At 38.3% G+C, this 23,535-nt stretch carries 22 protein-coding genes and 6 tRNA genes; 8 read left to right on the top strand and 20 right to left on the bottom strand.

Going from position 1 to position 23,535, the window contains the following annotated elements; genetic code table 11:
• The first annotated feature begins 16 nt into the window (after window positions 1-16).
• The 7 genes from BTO11_RS09505 (at window position 17) to ychF (ending at window position 5,947) form a co-directional block, all read left to right on the top strand.
• Window positions 17-1,171: a serine hydrolase gene (locus tag BTO11_RS09505; protein ID WP_105052385.1), complete on the top strand. Its 1,155-nt coding sequence runs from the start codon at window positions 17-19 to the stop codon at window positions 1,169-1,171.
• Window positions 1,172-1,261: 90 nt separating this feature from the next.
• Window positions 1,262-1,534, top strand: coding sequence for a DUF493 family protein YbeD (gene ybeD / locus BTO11_RS09500; RefSeq protein WP_105052384.1), 273 nt, complete (start codon window positions 1,262-1,264; stop codon window positions 1,532-1,534).
• Between the two features lie 8 nt (window positions 1,535-1,542).
• A complete protein-coding gene (gene lipB / locus BTO11_RS09495) occupies window positions 1,543-2,202 on the top strand; it encodes a lipoyl(octanoyl) transferase LipB (protein ID WP_105052383.1) in 660 nt (219 codons plus the stop codon).
• Between the two features lie 29 nt (window positions 2,203-2,231).
• A complete protein-coding gene (gene lipA / locus BTO11_RS09490; protein ID WP_105052382.1) occupies window positions 2,232-3,203 on the top strand; it encodes a lipoyl synthase in 972 nt (323 codons plus the stop codon).
• 361 nt (window positions 3,204-3,564) lie between these two features.
• Window positions 3,565-4,194: a 50S ribosomal protein L25/general stress protein Ctc gene (locus BTO11_RS09485; RefSeq protein WP_105052381.1), complete on the top strand. Its 630-nt coding sequence runs from the start codon at window positions 3,565-3,567 to the stop codon at window positions 4,192-4,194.
• Between the two features lie 26 nt (window positions 4,195-4,220).
• The gene (gene pth, locus BTO11_RS09480) at window positions 4,221-4,811 is read left to right on the top strand and encodes an aminoacyl-tRNA hydrolase (protein ID WP_105052380.1); all 591 of its coding nucleotides are present in this window, start codon (window positions 4,221-4,223) and stop codon (window positions 4,809-4,811) included.
• A 44-nt stretch (window positions 4,812-4,855) separates the two neighbouring features.
• Window positions 4,856-5,947 (top strand): redox-regulated ATPase YchF, encoded by a 1,092-nt coding sequence (gene ychF / locus BTO11_RS09475; protein WP_105052379.1) that lies wholly within the window; start codon window positions 4,856-4,858, stop codon window positions 5,945-5,947.
• Between the two features lie 203 nt (window positions 5,948-6,150).
• On the opposite strand, the gene BTO11_RS09470 is transcribed toward ychF, so the two are convergent.
• The 14 genes from BTO11_RS09470 to BTO11_RS09410 form a co-directional block, all read right to left on the bottom strand.
• Complete coding sequence (locus BTO11_RS09470; RefSeq protein ID WP_105051095.1) at window positions 6,151-6,387, bottom strand: hypothetical protein; 237 nt, start codon at window positions 6,385-6,387, stop codon at window positions 6,151-6,153.
• A gap of 116 nt (window positions 6,388-6,503) precedes the next feature.
• A complete protein-coding gene (locus tag BTO11_RS16680; RefSeq protein ID WP_268245075.1) occupies window positions 6,504-6,629 on the bottom strand; it encodes a hypothetical protein in 126 nt (41 codons plus the stop codon).
• Window positions 6,630-7,201: 572 nt separating this feature from the next.
• Window positions 7,202-9,076, bottom strand: a complete 1,875-nt coding sequence (locus BTO11_RS09465) for a SurA N-terminal domain-containing protein (RefSeq protein ID WP_105052378.1) — start codon at window positions 9,074-9,076, stop codon at window positions 7,202-7,204.
• 111 nt (window positions 9,077-9,187) lie between these two features.
• Window positions 9,188-9,264 (bottom strand) — tRNA-Asp (locus BTO11_RS09460).
• A gap of 15 nt (window positions 9,265-9,279) precedes the next feature.
• Window positions 9,280-9,555 (bottom strand): nucleoid-associated protein HU-beta, encoded by a 276-nt coding sequence (hupB, locus tag BTO11_RS09455; protein ID WP_105052377.1) that lies wholly within the window; start codon window positions 9,553-9,555, stop codon window positions 9,280-9,282.
• Window positions 9,556-9,766: 211 nt separating this feature from the next.
• Entirely contained in the window at window positions 9,767-12,118 is a 2,352-nt protein-coding gene (gene lon / locus BTO11_RS09450; RefSeq protein ID WP_105052376.1) for an endopeptidase La, read from the bottom strand.
• A gap of 115 nt (window positions 12,119-12,233) precedes the next feature.
• Window positions 12,234-13,502, bottom strand: a complete 1,269-nt coding sequence (gene clpX, locus BTO11_RS09445) for an ATP-dependent protease ATP-binding subunit ClpX (RefSeq protein ID WP_105052375.1) — start codon at window positions 13,500-13,502, stop codon at window positions 12,234-12,236.
• A gap of 91 nt (window positions 13,503-13,593) precedes the next feature.
• Entirely contained in the window at window positions 13,594-14,226 is a 633-nt protein-coding gene (gene clpP / locus BTO11_RS09440) for an ATP-dependent Clp endopeptidase proteolytic subunit ClpP (RefSeq protein ID WP_105052374.1), read from the bottom strand.
• Between the two features lie 90 nt (window positions 14,227-14,316).
• Complete coding sequence (tig, locus tag BTO11_RS09435) at window positions 14,317-15,627, bottom strand: trigger factor (protein ID WP_105052373.1); 1,311 nt, start codon at window positions 15,625-15,627, stop codon at window positions 14,317-14,319.
• 237 nt (window positions 15,628-15,864) lie between these two features.
• A tRNA-Pro gene (locus tag BTO11_RS09430) sits at window positions 15,865-15,941 on the bottom strand.
• A gap of 16 nt (window positions 15,942-15,957) precedes the next feature.
• A tRNA-Leu gene (locus BTO11_RS09425) sits at window positions 15,958-16,042 on the bottom strand.
• Window positions 16,043-16,051: 9 nt separating this feature from the next.
• Window positions 16,052-16,127 (bottom strand) — tRNA-His (locus BTO11_RS09420).
• A gap of 24 nt (window positions 16,128-16,151) precedes the next feature.
• Window positions 16,152-16,228, bottom strand: a tRNA-Arg gene (locus BTO11_RS09415).
• Window positions 16,229-16,260: 32 nt separating this feature from the next.
• Window positions 16,261-16,337, bottom strand: a tRNA-Pro gene (locus tag BTO11_RS09410).
• Between the two features lie 276 nt (window positions 16,338-16,613).
• Here BTO11_RS09410 and folD point away from each other — a divergent pair.
• Entirely contained in the window at window positions 16,614-17,468 is an 855-nt protein-coding gene (folD, locus tag BTO11_RS09405; protein ID WP_105052372.1) for a bifunctional methylenetetrahydrofolate dehydrogenase/methenyltetrahydrofolate cyclohydrolase FolD, read from the top strand.
• A gap of 203 nt (window positions 17,469-17,671) precedes the next feature.
• On the opposite strand, the gene purF is transcribed toward folD, so the two are convergent.
• From purF to truA, 6 genes are all read right to left on the bottom strand, one after another.
• On the bottom strand, window positions 17,672-19,183 hold the full coding sequence (gene purF / locus BTO11_RS09400) for an amidophosphoribosyltransferase (RefSeq protein ID WP_105052371.1): 1,512 nt from the start codon (window positions 19,181-19,183) through the stop codon (window positions 17,672-17,674).
• 13 nt (window positions 19,184-19,196) lie between these two features.
• The gene (locus BTO11_RS09395) at window positions 19,197-19,688 is read right to left on the bottom strand and encodes a CvpA family protein (RefSeq protein ID WP_105052370.1); all 492 of its coding nucleotides are present in this window, start codon (window positions 19,686-19,688) and stop codon (window positions 19,197-19,199) included.
• A 73-nt stretch (window positions 19,689-19,761) separates the two neighbouring features.
• The gene (locus BTO11_RS09390) at window positions 19,762-20,409 is read right to left on the bottom strand and encodes an SPOR domain-containing protein (RefSeq protein ID WP_105052369.1); all 648 of its coding nucleotides are present in this window, start codon (window positions 20,407-20,409) and stop codon (window positions 19,762-19,764) included.
• A 1-nt stretch (window position 20,410) separates the two neighbouring features.
• Window positions 20,411-21,703: a bifunctional tetrahydrofolate synthase/dihydrofolate synthase gene (gene folC, locus BTO11_RS09385; protein WP_105052368.1), complete on the bottom strand. Its 1,293-nt coding sequence runs from the start codon at window positions 21,701-21,703 to the stop codon at window positions 20,411-20,413.
• Window positions 21,704-21,705: 2 nt separating this feature from the next.
• The gene (gene accD, locus BTO11_RS09380) at window positions 21,706-22,578 is read right to left on the bottom strand and encodes an acetyl-CoA carboxylase, carboxyltransferase subunit beta (RefSeq protein WP_105052367.1); all 873 of its coding nucleotides are present in this window, start codon (window positions 22,576-22,578) and stop codon (window positions 21,706-21,708) included.
• Window positions 22,579-22,711: 133 nt separating this feature from the next.
• Window positions 22,712-23,497, bottom strand: coding sequence for a tRNA pseudouridine(38-40) synthase TruA (gene truA, locus BTO11_RS09375; protein ID WP_105052366.1), 786 nt, complete (start codon window positions 23,495-23,497; stop codon window positions 22,712-22,714).
• Window positions 23,498-23,535: the final 38 nt, after the last annotated feature.

Below are 23,535 nucleotides of genomic sequence, written 5' to 3'. Positions count from 1 at the left end.
GGAAAAAAATGAAAAAATGAAAAATTTATTATCTAAATTAGTTTGTGTTTCTCTTTGTACTCTTTCATTTGTTTCAAATGCCAAATTAATGGTACCTAATCCTCCAACGATCAACGCTAAAGCCTATATTTTAATAGACTTCCAAACTGGGAAAGTACTTGCTGAAAAAGATGCAGACAAGAGTTTAAACCCTGCAAGTTTAACTAAGATGATGACAAGTTACGTCATAGGTAAAGAACTACAAAACGGCACAATATCGATGAACGATATGGTGACGGTTGGTGATAATGCATGGGGTAAAAAATTCCGTGGTTCATCAAAAATGTTTATTAAAGGCGGCACTCAAGTTTCTGTTGCTGACTTAAACCGAGGCATCATTATTCAAAGTGGTAACGATGCTTGTGTTGCAATGGCAGAATATATTGCAGGAAGTGAAGAACAGTTTTCTCAAATAATGAACTTCCGCGCTCAAGAAATTGGTTTAACTTCATCTCATTTTGTTAATAGCCATGGTTTAACCGCTAAAGGCCACATGACAACAGCAAGAGATATGGCAACATTAGGTATGGCACTTATTCGTGATGTACCTGAAGAGTATGCAATTTATAAAGAAAAAGATTTTACTTATAACAACATCTCACAACTAAATAGAAACACCTTATTGTGGGACAAAACGTTACAAGTTGACGGTATTAAAACAGGCCACACAGATGCAGCTGGTTATTCTTTAGTAGCTTCAGCAGTAAAAGGCAGCATGCGTTTAGTGGCTGTTGTTATGGGCACATCAAGTGAACGAGCGCGTAGCCAAGAAGCTAAAAAATTACTTAACTACGGATTCCGTTTCTTTGAAACATTAGTTGCCTATGAAGCTGGAACTGAGTTTGCTAAACAACGTATTTATATGGGTGACAAAGAAGAAGTTCGCTTAGGTATAAACCAAAGCACAGCGGTTACGGTTCCTCGTGGATTCAGAGACAAGTTAACGGCTCACTTCACGCTAGATAAAGAACTTAAAGCCCCGATTGCTAAAGGTGAAGTTGTAGGTACTTTAGTATTAAAAATTGAAGATGAAATTATTACTGAATACCCTCTTGTTGCACTTGATGAAGTGAACGAAGGTAGCTTGTACCAAAAACTAAAAGATTACATTCGTCTTAAATTAGATTGGTAGAACACCCAACACATAATTTAATTAAACCGACCTAGATGGTCGGTTTAATTCCAACTATAGAAATATTTTTGCTTTTACAGGCGATACTTTATGACAGTTAAAAATACACACTTTGATGAATTACTCGACTTCCCATGCCAACAAACATTTAAAGTGATGGGGCTAGCACAAGATGATTTACCAGCAAAAATCATTACCGTACTACAAACTATTTCACCAAATGATTATTCTCCTACGATAAAGCCAAGTTCTAAAGGTACCTATCACGCAGTATCAATTAGAGTAACGGTCTCAAGTAAAGAGCAAATGGAACAGATTTATAACGAATTGAGCGCTATCGACATTGTCCGATACGTTCTGTAGTTAAGCTAATGACAGAGATAAATAATCAACTGATCATCAGACAAATAGATACTGGCGATTACGAAACCATCTGGCATGCAATGCAGGACTTTACCGATAATCGTGATGACGAAGTTGTTGATGAGTTATGGGTAGTAGAACACGACCCTGTATTCACTCAAGGCCAAGCTGGTAAAGAAGAGCATTTGCTAAACACTGGTGATATTCCAGTGGTTAAAGTCGACCGTGGCGGACAAGTTACCTATCATGGTCCTGGCCAGCTTGTGGTCTACCTGCTACTTAATTTACGTCGTCGTAAATTAGGGGTTAGAGACTTAGTCACTCAAATAGAAGTGGCGATTGTCGATTTATTGAAACAATACTCAATTGACGCCTATGCTAAAAAAGATGCACCAGGTGTTTATGTTGATGAAATGAAAATAGCATCTTTGGGGTTACGAGTTCGTAAAGGTTGTAGCTTTCACGGTTTAGCATTAAATATTGATATGGACTTAGCGCCATTTTTAAGAATAAACCCATGTGGTTACTCGGGTCTTGAAATGTTACAAACCAGTAAAATAAACGGCCCTAAAACTGTTGCTGAAGCAGCAGATGGATTAACACAGATATTAGCGGCGTCTTTACACGCCACCGACGTTACGACCCTTATCGGGTTGGAAACCAAATAATTCACGCTTAGGTGTTTTAGGTAAAAATAATGACAACTGTAAAATCATCAAAATTAGAAGCGGGCGTTAAGTTACGAGACGCTGACAAAATGGCATTAATTCCAATTAAAGTAATGCCGTCAGAACGTGAAACTATGTTACGTAAACCTGATTGGTTAAAGATCCGTTTGCCTAAATCTAGTGAAAAAATTGATAACTTGAAAAAAGCCATGCGTAGCCAGGGATTAACTTCTGTATGTGAAGAGGCGTCATGCCCTAACCTACCAGAGTGTTTTAATCACGGTACCGCTACCTTTATGATCTTAGGTGATATTTGTACTCGTCGTTGTCCGTTTTGTGATGTTGGTCACGGCAGACCATTACCTGCAAACGCAGAAGAGCCTGAAAAGTTAGCATTAACCATTAAAGAAATGGGCCTAAAATATGTAGTTATCACATCAGTAGACCGTGATGACTTACGTGATGGTGGCGCACAGCACTTTGCTGATTGTGTTACGGAAATTCGTAAACATAATCCGGGTATTAAAGTTGAAATTTTAGTTCCAGATTTTCGTGGCCGTATGGACACTGCACTAGAAATTTTAGCGACAGCTCCGCCAGATGTATTCAACCATAATATGGAAACAGCGCCGCGTTTATATCGTTTAGCTAGACCAGGTGCTAATTACAAATGGTCACTTGAGCTATTAAAACGTTTTAAAGCTATGCACCCACAAGTAGACACTAAGTCTGGTTTGATGGTTGGTTTGGGCGAAACAAATGAAGAAATCATTGCCGTATTAAAAGACTTACGTGAGCATGACGTAGACATGTTAACAATAGGTCAATACTTGCAACCAAGTAAACATCATTTAGCGGTAGAACGTTATGTACCGCCAGCTGAGTTTGATATGTTCAAAACAGAAGCGGATGCGCTTGGCTTTAAACACGCTGCAAGTGGTCCTTTTGTACGTTCTAGTTACCATGCTGATAAACAAGCCGCTGGTGAAGAAGTTAAGTAAAACTAAGCAACAAACACTCACTGCATATCGATGAAACATTACATCGATATGCAGTATCAATTTAATCTTGGTACAGAGTAAATAAACGCTTAATAAACAATTGTTAAATTAATAATCAGCAAAGAACAAACTCTCCAATTATCCTCTTTAAAACCGCACTGAAAAATTTAGTTGAAAGCCCAATAAAAAACGCATTAACCCATCCTTAAAAAGATAGCCCTAGCGCATAGATAATGGTTGAGTAATCCACCAATTTCACTTAGAATACGCCGCCCTCGTTAAGCGAGGTTATGCGTTTTTTCTTGGTCGCGAGAAAAAACATTAAAACTAAATGAAAAAAACAAATTCTGGAGAATTCCAAATGTCTGAAGCTATTTACACTTTAGAAGCTACAGTTCGTTCTGACAAAGGTACGGGTGCGAGCCGCCGCCTTCGTCATGCTAACCAAGTTCCTGCAATCGTATACGGTCTTGATAAGGGCACTCAAAACATTGCTCTTGCTCATAATAAAGTTTGGCAAGCACAAGATAATGAAGGTTTTTACTCTCATATCTTAACTTTAGTTATTGACGGTAAGAAAGAAGACGTGATCTTAAAAGATGTTCAACGTCATCCGTTCAAACCAACTATCTTACACCTTGATTTCCAACGTGTTGATGCTAAACAAGAACTTCAAACAAGCGTACCTGTTCACTTTGTTGGTGAAGATGTTGCTGTTAAAGGTGGCGGTACTGTTGCACATACAATCAATGAATTAGAAATCAGCTGTCTTCCTAAGAACTTACCTGAGTTTTTAGAGCTTGATATTTCTGCTTTAGAAATTGGTCAAACATTACACATGAGCGATATTAAATTGCCTAAAGGCGTTACGTCTGTAGAACTAGCTAAGCCTGAAGGTCAAGATTTAGCTGTTGTTACATTACACGCTCCAAAAGCAGCTGCAACTGAAGAAGAAGAAGCTCCTTCTTCTGACGAAGCAGCAGCTGAATAATTAGTTGATTAACTTACGGTTTATTCGTGAGTAATGACATTCAACTAATCGTGGGCCTGGCAAATCCAGGCCCCGAATATCAAAATACCCGCCATAACGCTGGCGCATGGTTTATTGAAGAACTGTGCCGTAGCAATAACATCACGTTAAAAAATGACCCCAAGTATTTTGGCTATTCCGCTAAAATCGTTATTGCAGAACAAGAAGTAAAATTACTTATTCCCACCACCTTTATGAACTTAAGTGGTAAATCTGTATCTGCAATTGCTAATTTTTACAAAATAAAACCAGAACAAATTTTGGTTGTACATGATGAATTAGACTTGTCACCGGGCGTTGCTAAAATCAAAAAAGGCGGCGGCCATGGTGGTCATAACGGACTAAAAGATATTATTGCCAAAATGGCAAACAACAAAGAATTTTATCGGTTGAGGATTGGCATAGGTCATCCTGGACACAGAGACAAAGTAACCGGTTGGGTTTTAGGCAAAGCGCCACAAGCTGACCAAGAAAAAATAGATGCAGCGATAGACGAAGCCGTTAGATGTATTGAGATTTGGTTTAAACAAGATTTAAAGAAAGCTCAAAACCGCCTTCATTCGTTTAGCGCTGAATAAACCAATTATTAACATAATTTTAAGTATTTGATTAAGGAACCATCATGGGTTTTAAATGTGGAATTGTAGGATTACCAAATGTTGGTAAATCAACATTATTTAACGCGTTAACAAAAGCGGGCATCGAAGCTGCCAACTTCCCATTCTGTACCATTGAGCCTAATACCGGCGTGGTTCCAGTTCCTGATTTACGTTTAGATAAATTAGCGGAGATAGTAAACCCACAACGTGTTTTACCAACAACCATGGAATTTGTGGATATTGCTGGCTTAGTTAAAGGTGCATCTAAAGGTGAAGGTTTAGGTAATCAATTTCTAGCTAACATTCGTGAAACTGACGCAATTGGTCATGTTGTACGTTGTTTTAATGACGACAATATCATTCACGTTGCAGGTAAAGTTGATCCGCAAGAAGATATTGATGTTATCAATACAGAGCTTGCTTTAGCGGATATGGACTCTATCGACAATGCTCTATACCGTAATTCAAAAAAAGCCAAAGGCGGCGATGCTGACGCTAAATTTGAAGTTAAAGTGTTAGAAAAATTAAAGCCTATCATTGATGAAGGCGGCATGGCTCGTTCTGTTGAATTAACAAAAGAAGAAGCCGCTGCAATTAGCTACTTGAACCTGCTAACAATGAAGCCAACAATGTACATTGCCAACGTGGCTGAAGATGGCTTTGAAAACAATCCTTTCTTAGATAAAGTTCATGAAATTGCAGCAGGCGAAAACGCCGTTGTGGTTGCAGTATGTGCTGCTATTGAATCTGAATTATCAGAATTAGAGCCAGAAGACTTAGCTGAATTTATGGAAGACTTAGGTTGGGAAGAACCAGGCCTTAACCGTGTTATTCGCTCTGGTTACGAATTATTACAGTTAAACACTTACTTCACAGCTGGTGTTAAAGAAGTAAGAGCATGGACCTACACAGCAGGCTCTACTGCGCCTCAAGCCGCTGGTAAAATCCATACCGACTTTGAAAAAGGCTTTATCCGAGCTGAAACAATTGGCTACCAAGACTTTGTTGATAACAACGGAGAACAAGGTGCTAAAAACGCCGGTAAATGGCGCTCTGAAGGTAAAAGCTACATAGTTAAAGATGGTGACGTTATACACTTCCAATTTAACGTGTAAGCTGTAAGCTGTAAGCTGTAAGCTGTAAGCTGTAAGCTGTAAGCTGTAAGCTGTAAGCTGTAAGCTGTAAGCTGTAAGCTGTAAGCTGTAAGCTGTAAGCAAAAAATAAAGCAAAGCAAGATCAAAAAAGCGAACTATTTAGTTCGCTTTTTATTTGGGTTTTAAAGATAGGTGGTTTTGTTATTTTTCTATTCATTCTCTTGTTAGGTGTTTTTATCACTTTTGTCTGGAATATCATTGCACAAAGCACACTCTACACCTTTACGGGACTGATATAATCTTGAACATATAAACACTATTGTTGTAATCAAAGACCAAGTACAAGCAAAAATTAATGCTTCTTGAACTGAATGCTGTTTAAGTAACTCAACTATAAAAAGTAAGGCGGCTACTCCAAGAAATACTTTTAACGCTCTAACGAACCAAAATTTAATTCCCATTTGAACTCCAAATCTGAGAAACACCTAACGCCCTGTTAATAGGCAAAATATAGTTGGCTAGAATAAGCGACGATGGAGCAAAAGCCAACTGTATTTTGTCCTTGTTAAACAGCTTGTTATGATTCAATTTCTACTGAACCTAAAGCGTAAATACCTGGTTGCCCGAACAGCTTGCCACCTTGTTCCAATTCAAAGTATGCACCTTGCAAGATTGGGCGTTTAAACAGTTTGGCTTTGAACATTTTATTTCTCAGATGCCTGTGAAGTTTACCAGAAAGACTTTTGAATTTAGTCCAATCAACTTCGCCTACATCACTATTTGAGCATTAATTCAGGGCCACCCACTTAAATTCACGCAATCCAATTTGCACAATAAGATAAGTCAATTGAGTAGAAGCGAACCGCAGGTTCCCGTTTTTGCTCTGCTTTACCTATCCCTCTCCATCCCAACATTCCTGAAATAAAATAAGTTTTCCAAAATATGAGACAGGACGTCGAATAAGGGATGGTGTTCAGGGACGAATGTACATCCTGTTTTTGAGAATAAAACTTAATTTTATTGAAGAACAGAATATTGGCTGGAAGCGGCCTTTTTGGGTTACGTTTTTGGGCTGTTGCAAAAAGGTAACTTGCCGAGGGGCGAAAACTTAAAGTTAATATAAATACGATGACAAAGTTAATACACCAAATAGAGAATTAAAGCTGCTTTTTTCACTTTTACTTACCGCTTACAGCTTAAAACTTACAACTGTTTTAAAGCCACAAAAAAAGGCTCCTAAGAGCCTTTTATTATTACTAAATAAAGATGTAGTGATTACATATTTATTTCAATGTCTGCCATTGCTTTAAGTGTATCAATATACGCTTTTGCAGTAACACGACTAACGATTGATTCTAGTTGTTGCTTCGTTGTATCTTCTGCAGCCTCAGACGCTTTCTGAGACACTGAATTCAACGAGATAACAACTGCATCACCGTTATTAAGCGTTACGCTTGTAACTTCTTTAGCGCCGTTTTCTGGCTTAGCTAATGCAAATGCTGTATCTCTTACTGTCACATCAACTTTAGTTTCATAACGCGCTACATCAGTTTGACGTTCAACATTAAGACCTAAGCTTGATAATGCTTCACCGGCATTTAACTTAGCTAGAATATCTGCCGCTTTAACACCCGCTAATTCTCTAGCTTGTTGTGCTACCACTGCACCAGTTACGTTTGCTAACACATCATCTAATGATTGTTGTTTAGCAGCTTCGTATTCATTAACACGTACGATTATTGATTTATCATCATTTAACTCGATTAAATCACTGTTTAATCCTTCGTTAATAAATTCTTCATCAAATAATTTTTCTGTTACTTTTTGATCTAATAAAACAGTTGGTAACTGAGCACGAGCCAACAAACCAGTTGATTGCACTTTCAAACCAGAAACTTCAGCAGCGTCTTCTAACGTATCTGCAATTTCATATGCCGTTTCAACAGCTCTAGTTTGCACGTCTAGGTAAACTTCAGTGATTTTATTCTGTTTTAATGACGCTAAGATTTCATCTTTAACGTCAGCTAAAGGTTGAACAACTGCAGCTTTAAAATCAGTTAATTTAATTAAGTGATAACCGTATTCAGTTTCAACGACATCTGTTACATCACCAACATTAACTAATTCAGCAGCAGCCAGGTCGAAGTCATCGCCCATTTCGCCAGCATCAACCCACTCAAGATCGCCGCCATTTTCACCACTGAATGTATCAGTAGAGTAAAGTTTTGCTAATTCAGCAAAGTCTTTACCTGCAGTTAGTTCTTGTTGAGCTTTCATGATAGTGGCTTTTGCCGCTTCAGCATCATCACCCGTTTCAATTAAGATATGAGATAAACGACGTTGCGCTTCTTGTGTGTACATAGCAATGCTGTCGTTATAATACGTGTCAACTTCTTGCTCAGATACTTCAAGACCAGCCGTTAACTCAGCACTGTCGATAAGTATATATTCAACGGCTACTTTAGGTTGAGTTTGGTATTTATATTTATTAGCTGCATAGTATGCATCTAGGTCAGCTTGCTCTGGCTTAATGCTAGGTTTTAAACCAGCAGCAGAAATAGTGACCATATCAAAGCTACGAACTTGATCATTTAGTAATTTATAAGCTTTTTCTTCACTTGGTAAAATAAATTCAGAACCTGAAACCGCACCAACATATTGTGTACGACTCATTTGTTCACGAACGTATTCTTTAAATTCTTTTGGTTGGAAACCAGCTTGGCGTAACAAAGCAAGATAACGGTCATTGTTAAATTGACCATCTTGTTGGAATTCTGGCATTTGACGAATCGCATTACGAATTTGCTCGTCACCTACGCGTACACCTAGATTATTGGCTTCTTGTCTTTGTAGCTCTTCAATAACTAAACGGTCAAGAATGCTTTTTCTAAAGTTAGCAACATAGTTATCATCTAACATTAACTGTTCGATCATCTCACCATATTGTGACTTCATTCTGTTACGTTCGTTTTGATAAGCCTGTTCAAATGCGGACTTACCTATTTCTACGTCATTCACAACAGCTAATGCTGTATCCGTTTGGCTATTGATATAGCTACCGATACCACTGACGGCAAACGTTAGTATAACTAAACCTAAAATTGATTTTGCAACGATTCCTTGAGAACCTTCTCTGATTCTTTCTAGCATGATCACTTCTCTTTGCTGAATTTGAGTTCTAAATTTGTGCGCTATTGTATAACAAATTATAAAAAAAGCGCATCTATATTAGATGCGCTTTATGAAATTTAAACAATTTATTGGCGGAACGGACGAGACTCGAACTCGCGACCCCCGGCGTGACAGGCCGGTATTCTAACCAACTGAACTACCGCTCCTTAATAAATTTGTTCTTAGCTATTACATGCGTCTTTTAAAGCTTTACCCGCTTTAAAAGATGGAACATTCGCAGCTGCAATCTCGATTGAAGCACCAGTTTGTGGGTTACGACCTGTGCGAGCAGCGCGCTCACGTACAGCAAACGTACCAAAACCAACTAAAGCTACAGAATCACTTTCTTTAAGAGCACCAGTTACAGATTCAATGAAAGAGTCAAGTGCGCGACCAGCAGAAGCTTTAGAAATGTCAGCGCCTTCAGCGATTTTTTCGATTAATTGAGACTTGTTCACAATGTCATCCTCTAATAGTTTTTATAAATTTTAATTAAATAATTTTAACCAATTAAAATGTTTTAATTGGTGAAGTTGCCGTCAGCTGAAATACCTCGGACTCCTTAGAAATTAAAGGGGTTAGGCGTACCTGAACCTCTTCGCCCCAATAAACTAGCACAGTTCATATTTTTGAAAAGCCTTTTTTCAAAAATAATGAAGTTTTTTCAATTTATGTGCGATTTTCCATCGATATTCGTTCAATAGGCTGACTCAGCGCTACTTCTAGCACGTCGTCTATCCATTTCACTGGAATAATTTTTAAGTCTTTTTTCACGTTATCTGGAATTTCTTCAAGGTCTCTTTCGTTTTCATGAGGAATAAGTACCGTTTTAATTCCACCACGATGCGCAGCCAATAGCTTTTCTTTTAATCCACCAATGGCTAATACTTCACCACGTAATGTAATTTCACCTGTCATGGCTACATCTGCTTTAACCGGATTACCCGTTAAGCTAGAAACTAAAGACGTTACCATGGCAATACCAGCACTTGGTCCATCTTTAGGTGTAGCACCTTCTGGAACGTGGATATGAATATCACGTTTTTCATGGAAGTCAGAATTGATACGTAAAGCTTCAGCACGACTCTTAACAACCGTCATAGCCGCTTGAATCGACTCTTTCATTACATCACCAAGAGAACCGGTATAAACCAGTTTGCCTTTACCTGGTACTGTGGCACATTCGATTGTTAATAAATCACCGCCAACTGAAGTCCAAGCTAAGCCTGTTACTTGCCCTACTCTGTCGTCTTCGTCCGCTTTACCGTAATCACAACGACGTACACCTAGGTAATCCGCTAAGTTCTTACCGTTAACTTCAACAGACGTTACGTCTTTCTTAGTTAGGATTTCAGTAACCACTTTACGACAAATCTTTGAAATTTCACGTTCTAGGTTACGTACACCCGCTTCACGCGTGTAATAACGAATAATGTCGATAATAGCGCTATCGTCAATTTTGATTTCGTTGGCTTTAAGACCATTACGTTCAATTTGTTTGGCAATTAAGTGTTGGCTAGCAATGTTTAATTTTTCGTCTTCGGTGTAACCCGCTAAACGAATAACTTCCATACGGTCTAATAACGGCCCTGGAATATCCATGCTGTTCGACGTTGCCACAAACATAATGTCTGATAAGTCATAATCTACTTCTAGATAATGGTCGTTAAACGCCATGTTTTGTTCAGGGTCTAGCACTTCTAGTAATGCTGATGATGGATCACCGCGCATATCTGAACTCATCTTGTCGATTTCATCTAACAAGAACAATGGGTTTTTAACGCCAACTTTTGACATTTTTTGAATTATTTTACCCGGCATAGAACCGATATACGTACGACGATGACCGCGTATTTCAGCTTCATCACGAACGCCACCAAGTGCCATACGAACGTATTTACGTCCTGTCGCTTTTGCGATTGATTGGCCTAATGATGTTTTACCCACACCTGGAGGTCCAACTAGACAAAGAATTGGCCCTTTTAATTTACTAGTACGTTGTTGTACTGCTAAATATTCAGTAATACGTTCTTTTACTTTGTCTAAGCCAAAGTGGTCAGCGTCTAACACTTCTTGCGCTTTTACTAAGTCTTTTTTAACTTTTGAACGTTTTTTCCATGGAACATTAGTCATCCACTCAATGTAACCACGAACAACCGTTGCTTCTGACGACATAGTCGACATCATTTTTAATTTTTTAAGTTCAGCTTTAGTTTTAGTTTCCGCTTCTTCTGGCATGCCAGCTTCTTCGATTTTTTGTTCTAAAGCTTCAAATTCGTCAACGCCGTCTTCGGTTTCGCCCAACTCTTTTTGAATGGCTTTCATTTGCTCATTCAAATAATATTCACGTTGGCTTTTTTCCATCTGTTTTTTAACGCGGCTACGGATCTTTTTCTCTACTTGCAGTAAATCAATTTCACCTTCCATTAGCGCCATTAAATATTCGACACGTTCACGAACGTCTTCAATTTCTAATGCTTTTTGTTTTTCTTCAACTTTTAATGGCATATGAGAAGCCATAGTATCAGCAAGGCGGTCAGCATCATCAATCCCAGTCACAGAGGTTAATACCTCAGGTGGGATCTTTTTATTTAACTTGATATAACCTTCAAATTGGCTAATAGCAGAACGAATAAGAACTTCTTGTTCTTTTTCATCGCCAACAATAGGCTTAATAACTTCAATATTAGCTTCAAAGAATTCTTCAATTTCAGTGAACTCAACAATTTTGGCGCGTTCAGTCCCTTCAACTAGCACTTTTACTGTGCCATCCGGTAACTTCAACAACTGCAATATTGTCGCAATTGTGCCAACTTTAAACATGTCCTCAACTTTAGGATCATCATTTGTTGGGTCTTGCTGAGCGACTAAGAATATTTTTTTGTCTTTTTCCATCGCCTGTTCTAGACAGGTAATGGATTTTTCTCGGCCAACAAAAAGTGGAATTACCATGTGCGGATATACCACAACGTCCCTTAAAGCTAAAACGGGGATATTTGAAGTTGCTGCGTCTTGCGTCATATCGTTTAGTTCTCTAAATTAATCGCTATTCTTAAGTATATGGGGAGAGTATTACAAAGTTCAATTGCTCAAAATAAAAAAGGAGTCAATTGACTCCTTTTTAATCGAATTTTAACTATTCTTGTGCGGCTTTTGATTGCACATTGTCATAAATTAAAATTGGAGCAGACTCACCATCTATTGCTGAACCATCAACCACAACTTTAGAAACATTCTCTAAAGATGGCAATTCAAACATGGTATCGAGCAAGACAGCTTCGATGATAGAACGAAGTCCACGAGCACCGGTTTTTCTGTCCATCGCTTTCTTAGCTATAGACTGAAGTGCATCTTCTCTAAACTCTAGCTCTACGCCTTCTAATTCAAATAAAGCAGCGTATTGTTTAGTTAACGCATTTTTAGGTTCACTTAAAATTTGAACCAATGCATCTAAATCTAATTCCGTTAATGTCGCAACAACTGGTAAACGACCAATAAACTCTGGGATTAAACCGTATTTAACTAAATCTTGAGGCTCTACATTTTGAAAATGATCTGACAAGGTTTTTTTGTTTTCAGAAGATTTAACTTCCGCGCCAAAACCAATTGCCGTACCAGTCTCTGAACGAGCTTCAACTACTTTGTCTAAACCAGCAAACGCACCACCACAAATAAATAAGATTTTAGAAGTATCTACTTGTAAAAACTCTTGTTGCGGATGTTTACGTCCACCTTGAGGTGGAATAGATGCAACCGTACCTTCAATTAATTTAAGTAACGCTTGTTGTACACCTTCACCAGAAACATCACGAGTGATTGACGGGTTATCTGACTTACGAGAGATCTTGTCAATTTCATCGATGTAAACAATACCGCGCTGTGCTTTTTCTACATCGTAGTCGCACTTTTGCAGTAACTTCTGAATAATATTTTCAACATCTTCACCAACATAACCCGCTTCAGTTAATGTTGTCGCGTCAGCCATAGTAAATGGCACATCTAATAAACGCGCTAATGTTTCAGCCAATAATGTTTTACCACTACCAGTTGGGCCAATTAGTAAGATATTACTCTTACCTAATTCGACTTTCATATCTGTATTCATATTTTTAAGGCGTTTGTAGTGGTTATAAACCGCTACTGAAAGCACCTTTTTTGCATGCTTCTGACCAATAACGTAATCATCTAGATGGTTACGAATATCCATTGGCGTTGGTAAAGAAGCGGAGTCGTGCTTTGGAGATATTTCTTTTATCTCTTCACGAATAATATCGTTGCACAAATCTACACATTCATCACATACATAAACAGAAGGTCCAGCAATTAGTTTTCTTACTTCATGCTGACTCTTACCGCAAAATGAACAATACAGTAATTTATTGTCGTTATCTGTCGGTTCTGACATAACGTCACCTCACTTTGCTAAATAACAGCCTTAATTTAAGGCAGCTTAATCAATATAATATTGTATCGGTTAAAAGCGTAACTTATTTAGCTTATCTATTAGATAAAATAGAATCTACTAAACCATACTCAACGGCCATTTCAGCTGTTAAGAAGTTATCACGGTCTGTATCAACACATAATTTTTCGTATGGTTGATCCGTATGCTCTGCCATTAATCGATTTAATTTCTCTTTAATAGACAGGATTTCTTTAGCATGTATTTCAAAATCAGATGCTTGGCCTTGAAATCCCCCTAGTGGCTGATGGATCATCACACGTGAATTTGGTAAGCATGAACGCTTGCCTTTAGTTCCACCTGATAATAAAAATGCACCCATGCTAGCCGCTTGTCCCATACATACCGTTGCTATGTCTGGTTTTATAAAATTCATTGTGTCGTAAATCGACATACCCGCAGTAACAGAGCCACCTGGTGAATTAATATAAATAGAAATATCTTTCTCAGGGTTTTCTGATTCTAAAAATAATAACTGCGCGCAAATTAAGTTGGCCATGTGGTCTTCAACTTGCCCAGTTAAAAAGATAACTCGTTCTTTTAAAAGACGTGAAAAAATATCGTACGAACGCTCACCTTTTGCTGTTTGTTCAACAACCATAGGTACTAACGCATTTAATAAGTCGGTATTTACTCCGCCTGCCACATTATTTGTGTGGTTATTCATATTAATTTCCTTTAAAAACAAAAATGGCTCGATAATATATATCGAGCCATTAAATCTGTCTTCAACCCCTAAGTCAATTGGGATTTAATATTAAGCTGCTTGAGGGTTCATTAATTCATCAAAGCTTAATGTTTTATCAGTCACTTTTGCTTTTGCGATGATCATTTCAATTGCTTGATCTTCAGTCGCTAAGTTACGGATATTCTCAAGTAATTTCTCATTACCGTAGTAATGTTCAATAACTTCTGTTGGATCTTCATAAGCAGAAGCTTGAGTTTCAATAATTTCTTTAACTTTAGCATCGTCAGCTTTGATTTCATTTGAGCGAATAAATTCACCTAATAATAAACCTGTGCGAACACGATCTTTAGCTTGTTGTTCAAACAATTCAGCCGGAAGTTCAGGCATGTTAGCTTGATCAACTTGACCGCCAAAACGTTGCATAGCTTGTTGACGAAGATTAGTTACTTCTTGGTCGATCAATGCTTTAGGAACGTCAAGTTCGTTAGCTTCTAACAAACCTTTGATTACTTGTTCTTTTACTTTAGCTTTAAGCTGTTGACCAAGTTCACGAGTCATGTTGTTTTTAACTTCAGCTTTAAGTGCGTCAACACCGCCTTCTGTTATTCCAAATTTAACAACGAATTCGTCATTTAATTCTGGTAACTCTTGAACTTCAACTTTATTGATAGTGATATCAAATTCAGCTTCTTTACCTTTCAACGCTTCTGAATGGTAATCAGCAGGGAAAGAAACATTGATAGTGAAAGGAGTTTTAGCTGCTTTCTTACCAATTAAACCATCTTCAAAACCTGGGATCATACGACCAGCGCCAAGTTCTAAATCGAAACCTTCAGCTTTTCCGCCTTCAAATATTTCGCCATCGATTTTACCAACAAAATCAATGTTTACACGATGGCCGTTTTTCGCTTGAACTTTCTTTTCAGTCCAAGACGCTTGTTGCTTACGCAACGTTTCCATCATGTTTTCTAAATCTTTATCTGTTACTTCAGCAACTGGACGTTCTACTTTAATGTCTTCAACTTTGTTTACTGACACTTCAGGGAATATTTCAAACGTAGCTACGAAAACTAAATCTTGACCGCGAACCAAAGTTTTTGGTTCAAAGAAAGGTGCACCCGCTGGGTTTACTTTCTCTTGGATAATTGCCTGAATATAGTTCTGTTGCATTTCTTCTTGTGCAACTTCAGAGAATACTGACTGACCAAAACGTTTCTCAACAACAGACGCTGGTACTTTACCTTTACGGAAACCGTCAATTCGAGTTGTTTTACTTACTTCACGTAAACGTTTTTTTACTGACTCTTCAATTTTATCTGAAGGAACTGTAATTGTAATACGGCGTTCTAAACCTTGAGTCGTTTCTAAAGAAACCTTCATTTTCTACCTCAATTAATTAACTTATGGCCAGTTGTAAAATATACCTATTGGTATTTATTTATTATTAACGGCTCAATTCATGTTCTTAAAAATAACGGCGTATTATAGCCATGTCTTTTTAAAAAAGACATGTTAAACAACTGTTTTTGGCTTAATTAATAAGCAAACAGTAAGATTTAACGGGAATTTATACTAAATGATTTATAAAGGGGGGATATTTCTATAAATTTTTTAAGATGGTCGGTGTTGAAGGATTCGAACCTTCGACCCCTTCGACCCAAACGAAGTGCGCTACCAAGCTGCGCTAAACACCGACAATACTTAAAAAACTGGTGCGGAAAGAGAGACTTGAACTCTCACACCTTGCGATACTGGAACCTAAATCCAGCGCGTCTACCAATTCCGCCATTCCCGCAGAAAAGATTGGGGTGACTGATGGGGCTCGAACCCACGACAACCGGAATCACAATCCGGGGCTCTACCAACTGAGCTACAATCACCACATTTAACATGTCAAAAAGGAATGGTGCACCCGGTAGGATTCGAACCTACGACCGACGCCTTAGAAGGGCGTTGCTCTATCCAGCTGAGCTACGGGCGCATAACCTACGGGGTAAACTCAAAATTCAAAAATGGTCGGTGTTGAAGGATTCGAACCTTCGACCCCTTCGACCCAAACGAAGTGCGCTACCAAGCTGCGCTAAACACCGACTTTAATTTTTGAGAACTTACTACCTCTCGACAGGGCGGCATAATACGGACATCCCCATTTGCAGTCAAACCTTTTTTAAAAGATTTTTACCGACTGCTGCTTTTTACAGCAAAAGAATATAAAACATTCAAACTTTGTGTTTTTGTTAAACAAAATCCATTTAAAATTAAATTTCTCCTTAGCTTTTATTTGTTTAGTTATAAAAAGGCCATGCTAACTTTTATGAAAGAAGTTACAATTACCCTACTCCCAGTTATCTATTTATGAGTTATTTATGACGGCAAAATTAATTGATGGCAAAGCCATCGCACAAACAGTGAGAGATAAAGTAAGAACTGGCGTTAGCGCACGCGTTCAAGCAGGAAGACGTCCACCTGGTCTTGCCGTTATATTAGTAGGACACGATCCTGCCTCACAAGTTTATGTGGGGAATAAGAAAAAAGCCTGTGATGAAGTGGGTTTCCTTTCTCGCTCTTATGACTTGGCAGATACGACTACTGAACAAGAGCTCCTTGATTTAGTTGATGAGTTAAATAACGATAAAGAAATCGATGGGATTTTGGTTCAATTACCATTACCTCATGGCTTAAACGCTGAAAAAATATTAGAACAGATCCATCCGCATAAAGATGTTGATGGTTTCCACCCTTACAACATTGGCCGACTAGCTCAAAGAATGCCTGCTCTGCGCCCATGTACACCAAAAGGTATTATGACCTTATTAGATAACACCCAATTAAACCTTAAGGGTATGAATGCGGTTGTTGTTGGTGCATCCAATATTGTTGGCCGTCCTATGTCATTAGAGTTATTACTGGCTGGCTGTACTACTACGGTTTGTCATAAGTTTACTAACGACCTTGAACAACAAGTTAAACGTGCTGATATCTTAGTGGTTGCCGTTGGTAAGCCTGAATTTATTCCGGGTCATTGGATAAAAGAAGATTCAATTGTGATCGATGTAGGTATTAATCGCTTAAGCAATGGTAAGTTAGTTGGTGACGTACAATTTGATGTTGCAAAAGAAAGAGCTCGTTGGATAACACCGGTGCCAGGTGGTGTTGGCCCTATGACAGTCGCCTCTTTAGTCGAGAATACGTTAGAAGCTTGTGAGAAGTTTCATAGCTAGTCTTCACTAAAGCGATAATAATTATATTAATAACAAGCCAGTTTTTATAACTGGCTTTTTTATTGCCATTTTTTAGTAATTAATGGTTCGTAACGGCTGGAGAATTACTATTTTTTCAATTTTAAAAAACAAAAAAGGCTGTTAAAACAGCCTTTTCTTTATTTTTCATTTAACGCGAGATAACAATTACATGTAATACGACATTATTCGTCGTTATGTAATTCCAAGCCAGTTTCTAATGGTAATGACTTAGATTTGTTTGCATTGTCTTTACGTGTAGATTCTAGAGACTCTAGGTATTCTTGGTCTATATCGTTAGTTATATAGTTACCATCGAATACTGAAGTTTCAAATTGCGTTAATGCTTTGTTGTCGCCTTTAACCGCAACAATTAAGTCATCTAACGACTGGAAGATCAATTCGTCAGCACCAATCATTTCAGCAATTTCATTCACTTCACGTCCATGAGCAATAAGCTCATTAACCGAAGGCATGTCTATGCCATATACATTTGGAAAACGAATCTCAGGCGCAGCTGAGGCGAAGTATACTTTGTTAGCACCTGCATCTCTGGCCATTTGAATTATCTGCTCAGACGTCGTTCCACGTACAACAGAGTCATCAACTAACAATACATTCTTGCCTTTGAATTCAACTTCAATTGCATTTAGTTTACGACGTACTGATTTTTTACGCTGTGCTTGACCTGGCATAATGAAAGTACGACCTACATATCGATTTTTTACAAAACCTTGACGATATGGAAGTTCTAACTCATTGGCGATTTCAAGTGCGATATCACAACTTGTTTCTGGTACAGGTATAACAACATCAATATCTAAATCAGCCCATTCGCGCTTAATTTTAAGACCTAGTTGTTCGCCCATTCTTACGCGTGAGCCATAAACAGAAATGTCGTTTAATGTTGAATCAGGGCGTGCAAAGTAAACGTATTCAAAAATACAAGGTACGCATTTAGCACCTTCGAAACATTGTTGAGTATGTAACTCACCAGCTTCTGTAATATAAATCGCTTCACCTGGTGCTACATCTCTGACTAATTTAAAGCCGTCGATATCTAGCGCAACACTTTCTGACGCAACCATGTATTCAACGCCTTGTTCAGTTTCGCGCTGACCAAGTACTAAAGGACGTATACCGTTTGGATCTCTAAACGCTAATAAACCATGACCTATGATCACGGAAACAACAGCGTACGCACCACGGATTTGTTTATGAACTCGAGTAACCGCCTCAAATACGTCAGAAGTCGTTAACTCCATTAGTTTTGATTCACACAACTCGTGTGCAAGTACGTTTAGTAATAGTTCTGAATCTGAGGTGGTATTGATATGGCGACGTGCAACTTTAAAAAGACTTTCTCTTAATTCGTTTGCATTGGTTAGGTTGCCATTGTGAGCCAAGGCAATACCATAAGGTGAGTTCACATAGAATGGTTGGGCTTCAGCGGAGCTAGAGCTACCAGCTGTAGGGTAACGAACATGCCCTATTCCCATATTCCCTTCTAGACGCTGCATATGACGTTCTTGGAACACATCACGTACAAAACCATTGGCTTTACGTAATCTGAACTTTCCGTCATCTATAGTGACTATTCCCGCGGCATCCTGACCACGATGTTGTAAAACAGTTAACCCATCATAAATAATTTGATTAACAGGCGATTTACCAACGATACCGACGATACCACACATGATCAGCTCTCCATCAATTTTGTGTAGAAAGTAAACTAGAGTTTTCTTTTAATAATTCAAAAAACCATTCAACTATGAATCTAAATTCTGGAATGAGAATAGATGCTTTCCACCAGGACGCGCCACTCGACGGCGTCATAGTGTCTAAAAATAATAATACTGCTGCAACAATGAGCACACCACGTAATGCACCAAAGACCATGCCTAACATTTTGTCAGTACCAGATAAACCAGTGTAATGGACTATTTCGGAAAGGAGGTGGTTGATGAATGCCCCTAAGATTAAGGTGACAACAAATAAGATAGTGATTGCCGCGCCATTTCTTAATAAGTCTTTTTCTATACCAGTGAGGTAAATTGCGAGGTCGGCGTAAAATCGGCTGGCAATAAAAAAACCAGTGATCCATATAGCAAGAGACACGGCCTCTTTTATGAATCCACGGGTTAAACTCACCAGCGCAGATATTACTATGATTGCTAAAATAGCGTAATCAATCCAAACCATATTGACTTATAAACTTATAAAATGGTGGCTAAAATTCGGCGCAAATTCTAACAGACTAAGTAACAAGAGACTACTAATTTATAGGAACAAATTTGGTAATTTTACCATTTAAGCCAGTTAACTCTTTTAACGTCACTTGTGCCTTTTCTAGGTTTTTACGGTCTAGCTCTGGTCCAACAAAAACCTTAGATAATATGCCTGACTTAGTTTCTATCGGTCTGATAAACACTTTAAAGCCCGCTTTCTTTAAACGTTTTTCTAGCGCGTCGACATTTCCTTTATGCTTAAAGCTGCCTAATTGTAATACCCAGGCTGCTTTTTTAAAGTCCGCTTGTACAGGCTTAACTTCAACAATAGGTTTTTCTGGCGCAATCTTGGTTAATACGGTTTTAGTATTTGACGCACTCGCTTTAGATTTTGCTGGTTTGACTTTTACTGGTTCAGATTTTGCGGGCTTAGATTCAGCAACGGTTTGTGCGGTTTCATCGTCATCTGCTTTTACTTCAATGACTTGAGGTGCTTTTTTAATAGCGTTTAATACTTCATCCGTTGGGAAGTCACTAACGATTGGAGATTCATCAACTTGAGGACGAATTGGAATTTTTTTAAACTCTTCTTTAGTTTGCTCTTTTTCCCCATCTAGTAAATCGGGTAAAAAAACAATACCGGCTATTAACACCAGTAACAAACCAACAACACGTTGTTTAATTAAATTCGTCATATTAATCCTCTGCCTTATTTAGAATCTCGGCGACAGTGTAGAACGATCCGAAGCCAAGTAAAAGACTATCTTTGTTTTGATTTTCATTGGCATACAGCCAAGCAAGTTTCACGCTAGGTAACATGGTGACATTATTTTGTCCCAAACTCTGCAAAATTTCGGCAATGTCTTCTTTTTTTGCTGCTCTTGGATTACCGACTAAATCGCCTATAACCCACTCATCAACAACATCAATCATTAACGCCAATGTTTGTTTAATGTCTTTATCTTTCATCATGGCGATAACTGCCGTCACTTTTGATACAGACTTTAATTGAGTATCTGCCAACAGCATAGAACTCAAATACTCCACAGCATGTGGGTTGTGTGCAACATCAACCATTTGTAATGGTTCTGTGGACACTATTTGCATTCGACCAGGTAAAGACAGTTGAGATAACGTTTGTTCAATATTATCTTGTTCTAAAGTAACACCTAATTTTATTAAGGTAACTAGCGAAGTACAAATATTTTGTTTTGGGATCAAAACATTAGGTAATTGATTGAAACATATATCGCCGTAAACAAAGTTCCATGTGTCTTGTGTCAGTGACGTGCTTTGCTCAAATGAGTAATCTTGTCCAAATTGCACAAACTCAGAAACTTGATGATTTTTAGCTTGCTGAACAATCGAGGCTATATTGTTAGGTTCACCGACAATCGCTGGTTTACCTTTTTTAAATATCCCTGCTTTTTCAAACCCTATTTTTTCAATGGTATCACCAAGCCAATCGATATGATCCAACCCAATGGAGGTCACCACAGAGACATCGTGCTCTAAAATATTTGTTGCGTCTAAACGGCCGCCAAGTCCAACTTCAACGAGTACATAATCGAGTTGTTTACTTTGTAGTAATTTAAAACCCGCTAATGTACCAAATTCAAAGTAACTTAAGCCTGTCCCTTGACGGTGCTGCTCGATAAAAGAGAAGGCGTCGATTAAATCTTGATCTGAGGCTGATTCGCCATTAATACGAACACGTTCGTTGTACTCGAACATATGAGGAGAGCTGTAAACACCTACCGTTTTGCCTAAGCCTAACAGGTACTGTTCCATAAAGCGGATAGTTGTGCCTTTACCATTAGTACCGGCAACTAATACGACCTTGCCTGCATGTAAGTCTTGCACACTAGCATTTTCAGCTACAGTTAAAACTCGCTCTAAGCCAAGATCTATTTCTTTATTGTGTTGGGATTCCAAATAAAAAAGCCAATCTGAAAGAGATTGGCTTTTAAAAATACTTTGTTCTGACATTATTATGCAGTTCTGTGTTCTTTTTCCAATGATGGTAGTTTACACATTTTTGCAAATAAACGCGCAACTGTATTTCGCATTTCTCGACGGTCGACGATCATATCAATCGCACCATGTTCAATTAAGAACTCACTACGTTGAAAACCTTCAGGTAATTTTTCACGTACCGTTTGCTCAATTACACGAGGACCAGCAAAACCGATTAAGGCTTTTGGCTCACCAATATTGATATCGCCTAACATAGCTAAACTGGCTGAAACACCGCCCATTGTTGGGTCGGTTAGTACCGAAATAAACGGAATACCTTTTTCGCTTAATTTAGCTAATGCCGCACTGGTTTTTGCCATTTGCATTAATGAAAACAACGCTTCTTGCATACGAGCGCCGCCAGAGGCAGAAAAACAAATAAACGGTATGTTTTCTTTGATACAAACGTTAACTGCTTGCACAAACTTTTCGCCAACGACCGTTGCCATTGAACCACCCATGAAGGAAAATTCAAATGCAGCAGCAACACAAGGAATGCCTTTAACACGTCCTTTCATTACTATCATTGCATCTTTTTCATTGGTTTGTTTTTGTGCAGCAACAATGCGGTCTTTATAGCGTTTAGTATCTTTAAACTTTAATACGTCTTGTGGCTCTAATTCCGCCGCAATTTCTATTTTTTCGCCAGTATCTAAAAATAAATTAAGACGTTTACGTCCAGAAAGACGCATATGGTGGTCACACTTAGGACACACGCCTTGCTCTTTTTCTAAATCATTTTTATATAAAATCGATGTGCAGCTAGTACATTTTGTCCAAACGCCTTCAGGAATGTTGCGTTTAGTTGATGTATTTGTTTTTGGAAGAATTTTTTCTATCCAACTCATGTCGTTACTACCCTAAAAAAAAATCAAAACAACTTAGACATAAAATGTGTACTAAGCATGAGAATTAACGCTATTAAACCACAATGTAACAATAAAAAAATCAATAAACTGGTCTTATTAGTGGCAAAGCTAGTTAATCAGGGATAAACAAAGGACCAAGATGATGAGTCGGCAACTCAAATTTGTCTGGATAATCGACCTTAACTAAATAAAGTCCATTTGGTTTAGCCGTTTCAGCCGCTAATGTTCTGTCTCTTTGAGCTAACAACTCTGCCATCCACTCTATTGGTTTATCACCACGACCGATAGCAATAAGGCTGCCTGCAATATTACGGACCATGTGATGTAAAAATGCATTGGCTTGGATATCTATGACAATAAAGTGGTTGAAACGATGAACATTTATAAAGTGCATAAACCTATTTGGTGTATTAGCTTGGCAATGAGCCGCTCTAAAAGAACTAAAATCATTTTGACCAATTAAACATTGTGCAGCTTGATGCATTTTCTCGACATCTAAATCACAGTAATAATGACTTAAACCTGTGTTAAGTATCGCGGGTCTTAATTTAGAGTTGGTGATTATAAAACGGTATCGTCTAGCTGTAGCTGAAAAACGAGCATGAAAGTCGTCTGGTACATGTTTCACCCAGGTAACAGCGACAGAGTCTGGTAAGATTGTATTAACGCCAAGAGTCCATCCACGATCTGCTCTGATTGAATCAGTATCGAAATGGACCACCTGGCCGGTTCCGTGAACCCCTGCGTCAGTGCGGCCTGCACAAAATACAGACACGGGATGATTGGCTATTTTCGAAAGCGCCTTTTCTAACTCTTCTTGAACTGTAGTAACGTCACGTTGACGTTGCCAACCATAAAATTTGGCTCCGTCGTACTCCACACCTAGTGCTATTCGCATAAAACTAATCTATTATTTTCAAATAATCGTCGATTATA

It is taken from the genome of Psychrosphaera saromensis, assembly GCF_002954545.1.
In the GTDB taxonomy this organism is placed as follows: domain Bacteria; phylum Pseudomonadota; class Gammaproteobacteria; order Enterobacterales; family Alteromonadaceae; genus Psychrosphaera; species Psychrosphaera saromensis.
The sequence above is the reverse complement of the archived record's forward strand: the minus strand, read 5'-3'. Positions and strand labels throughout refer to the sequence as shown.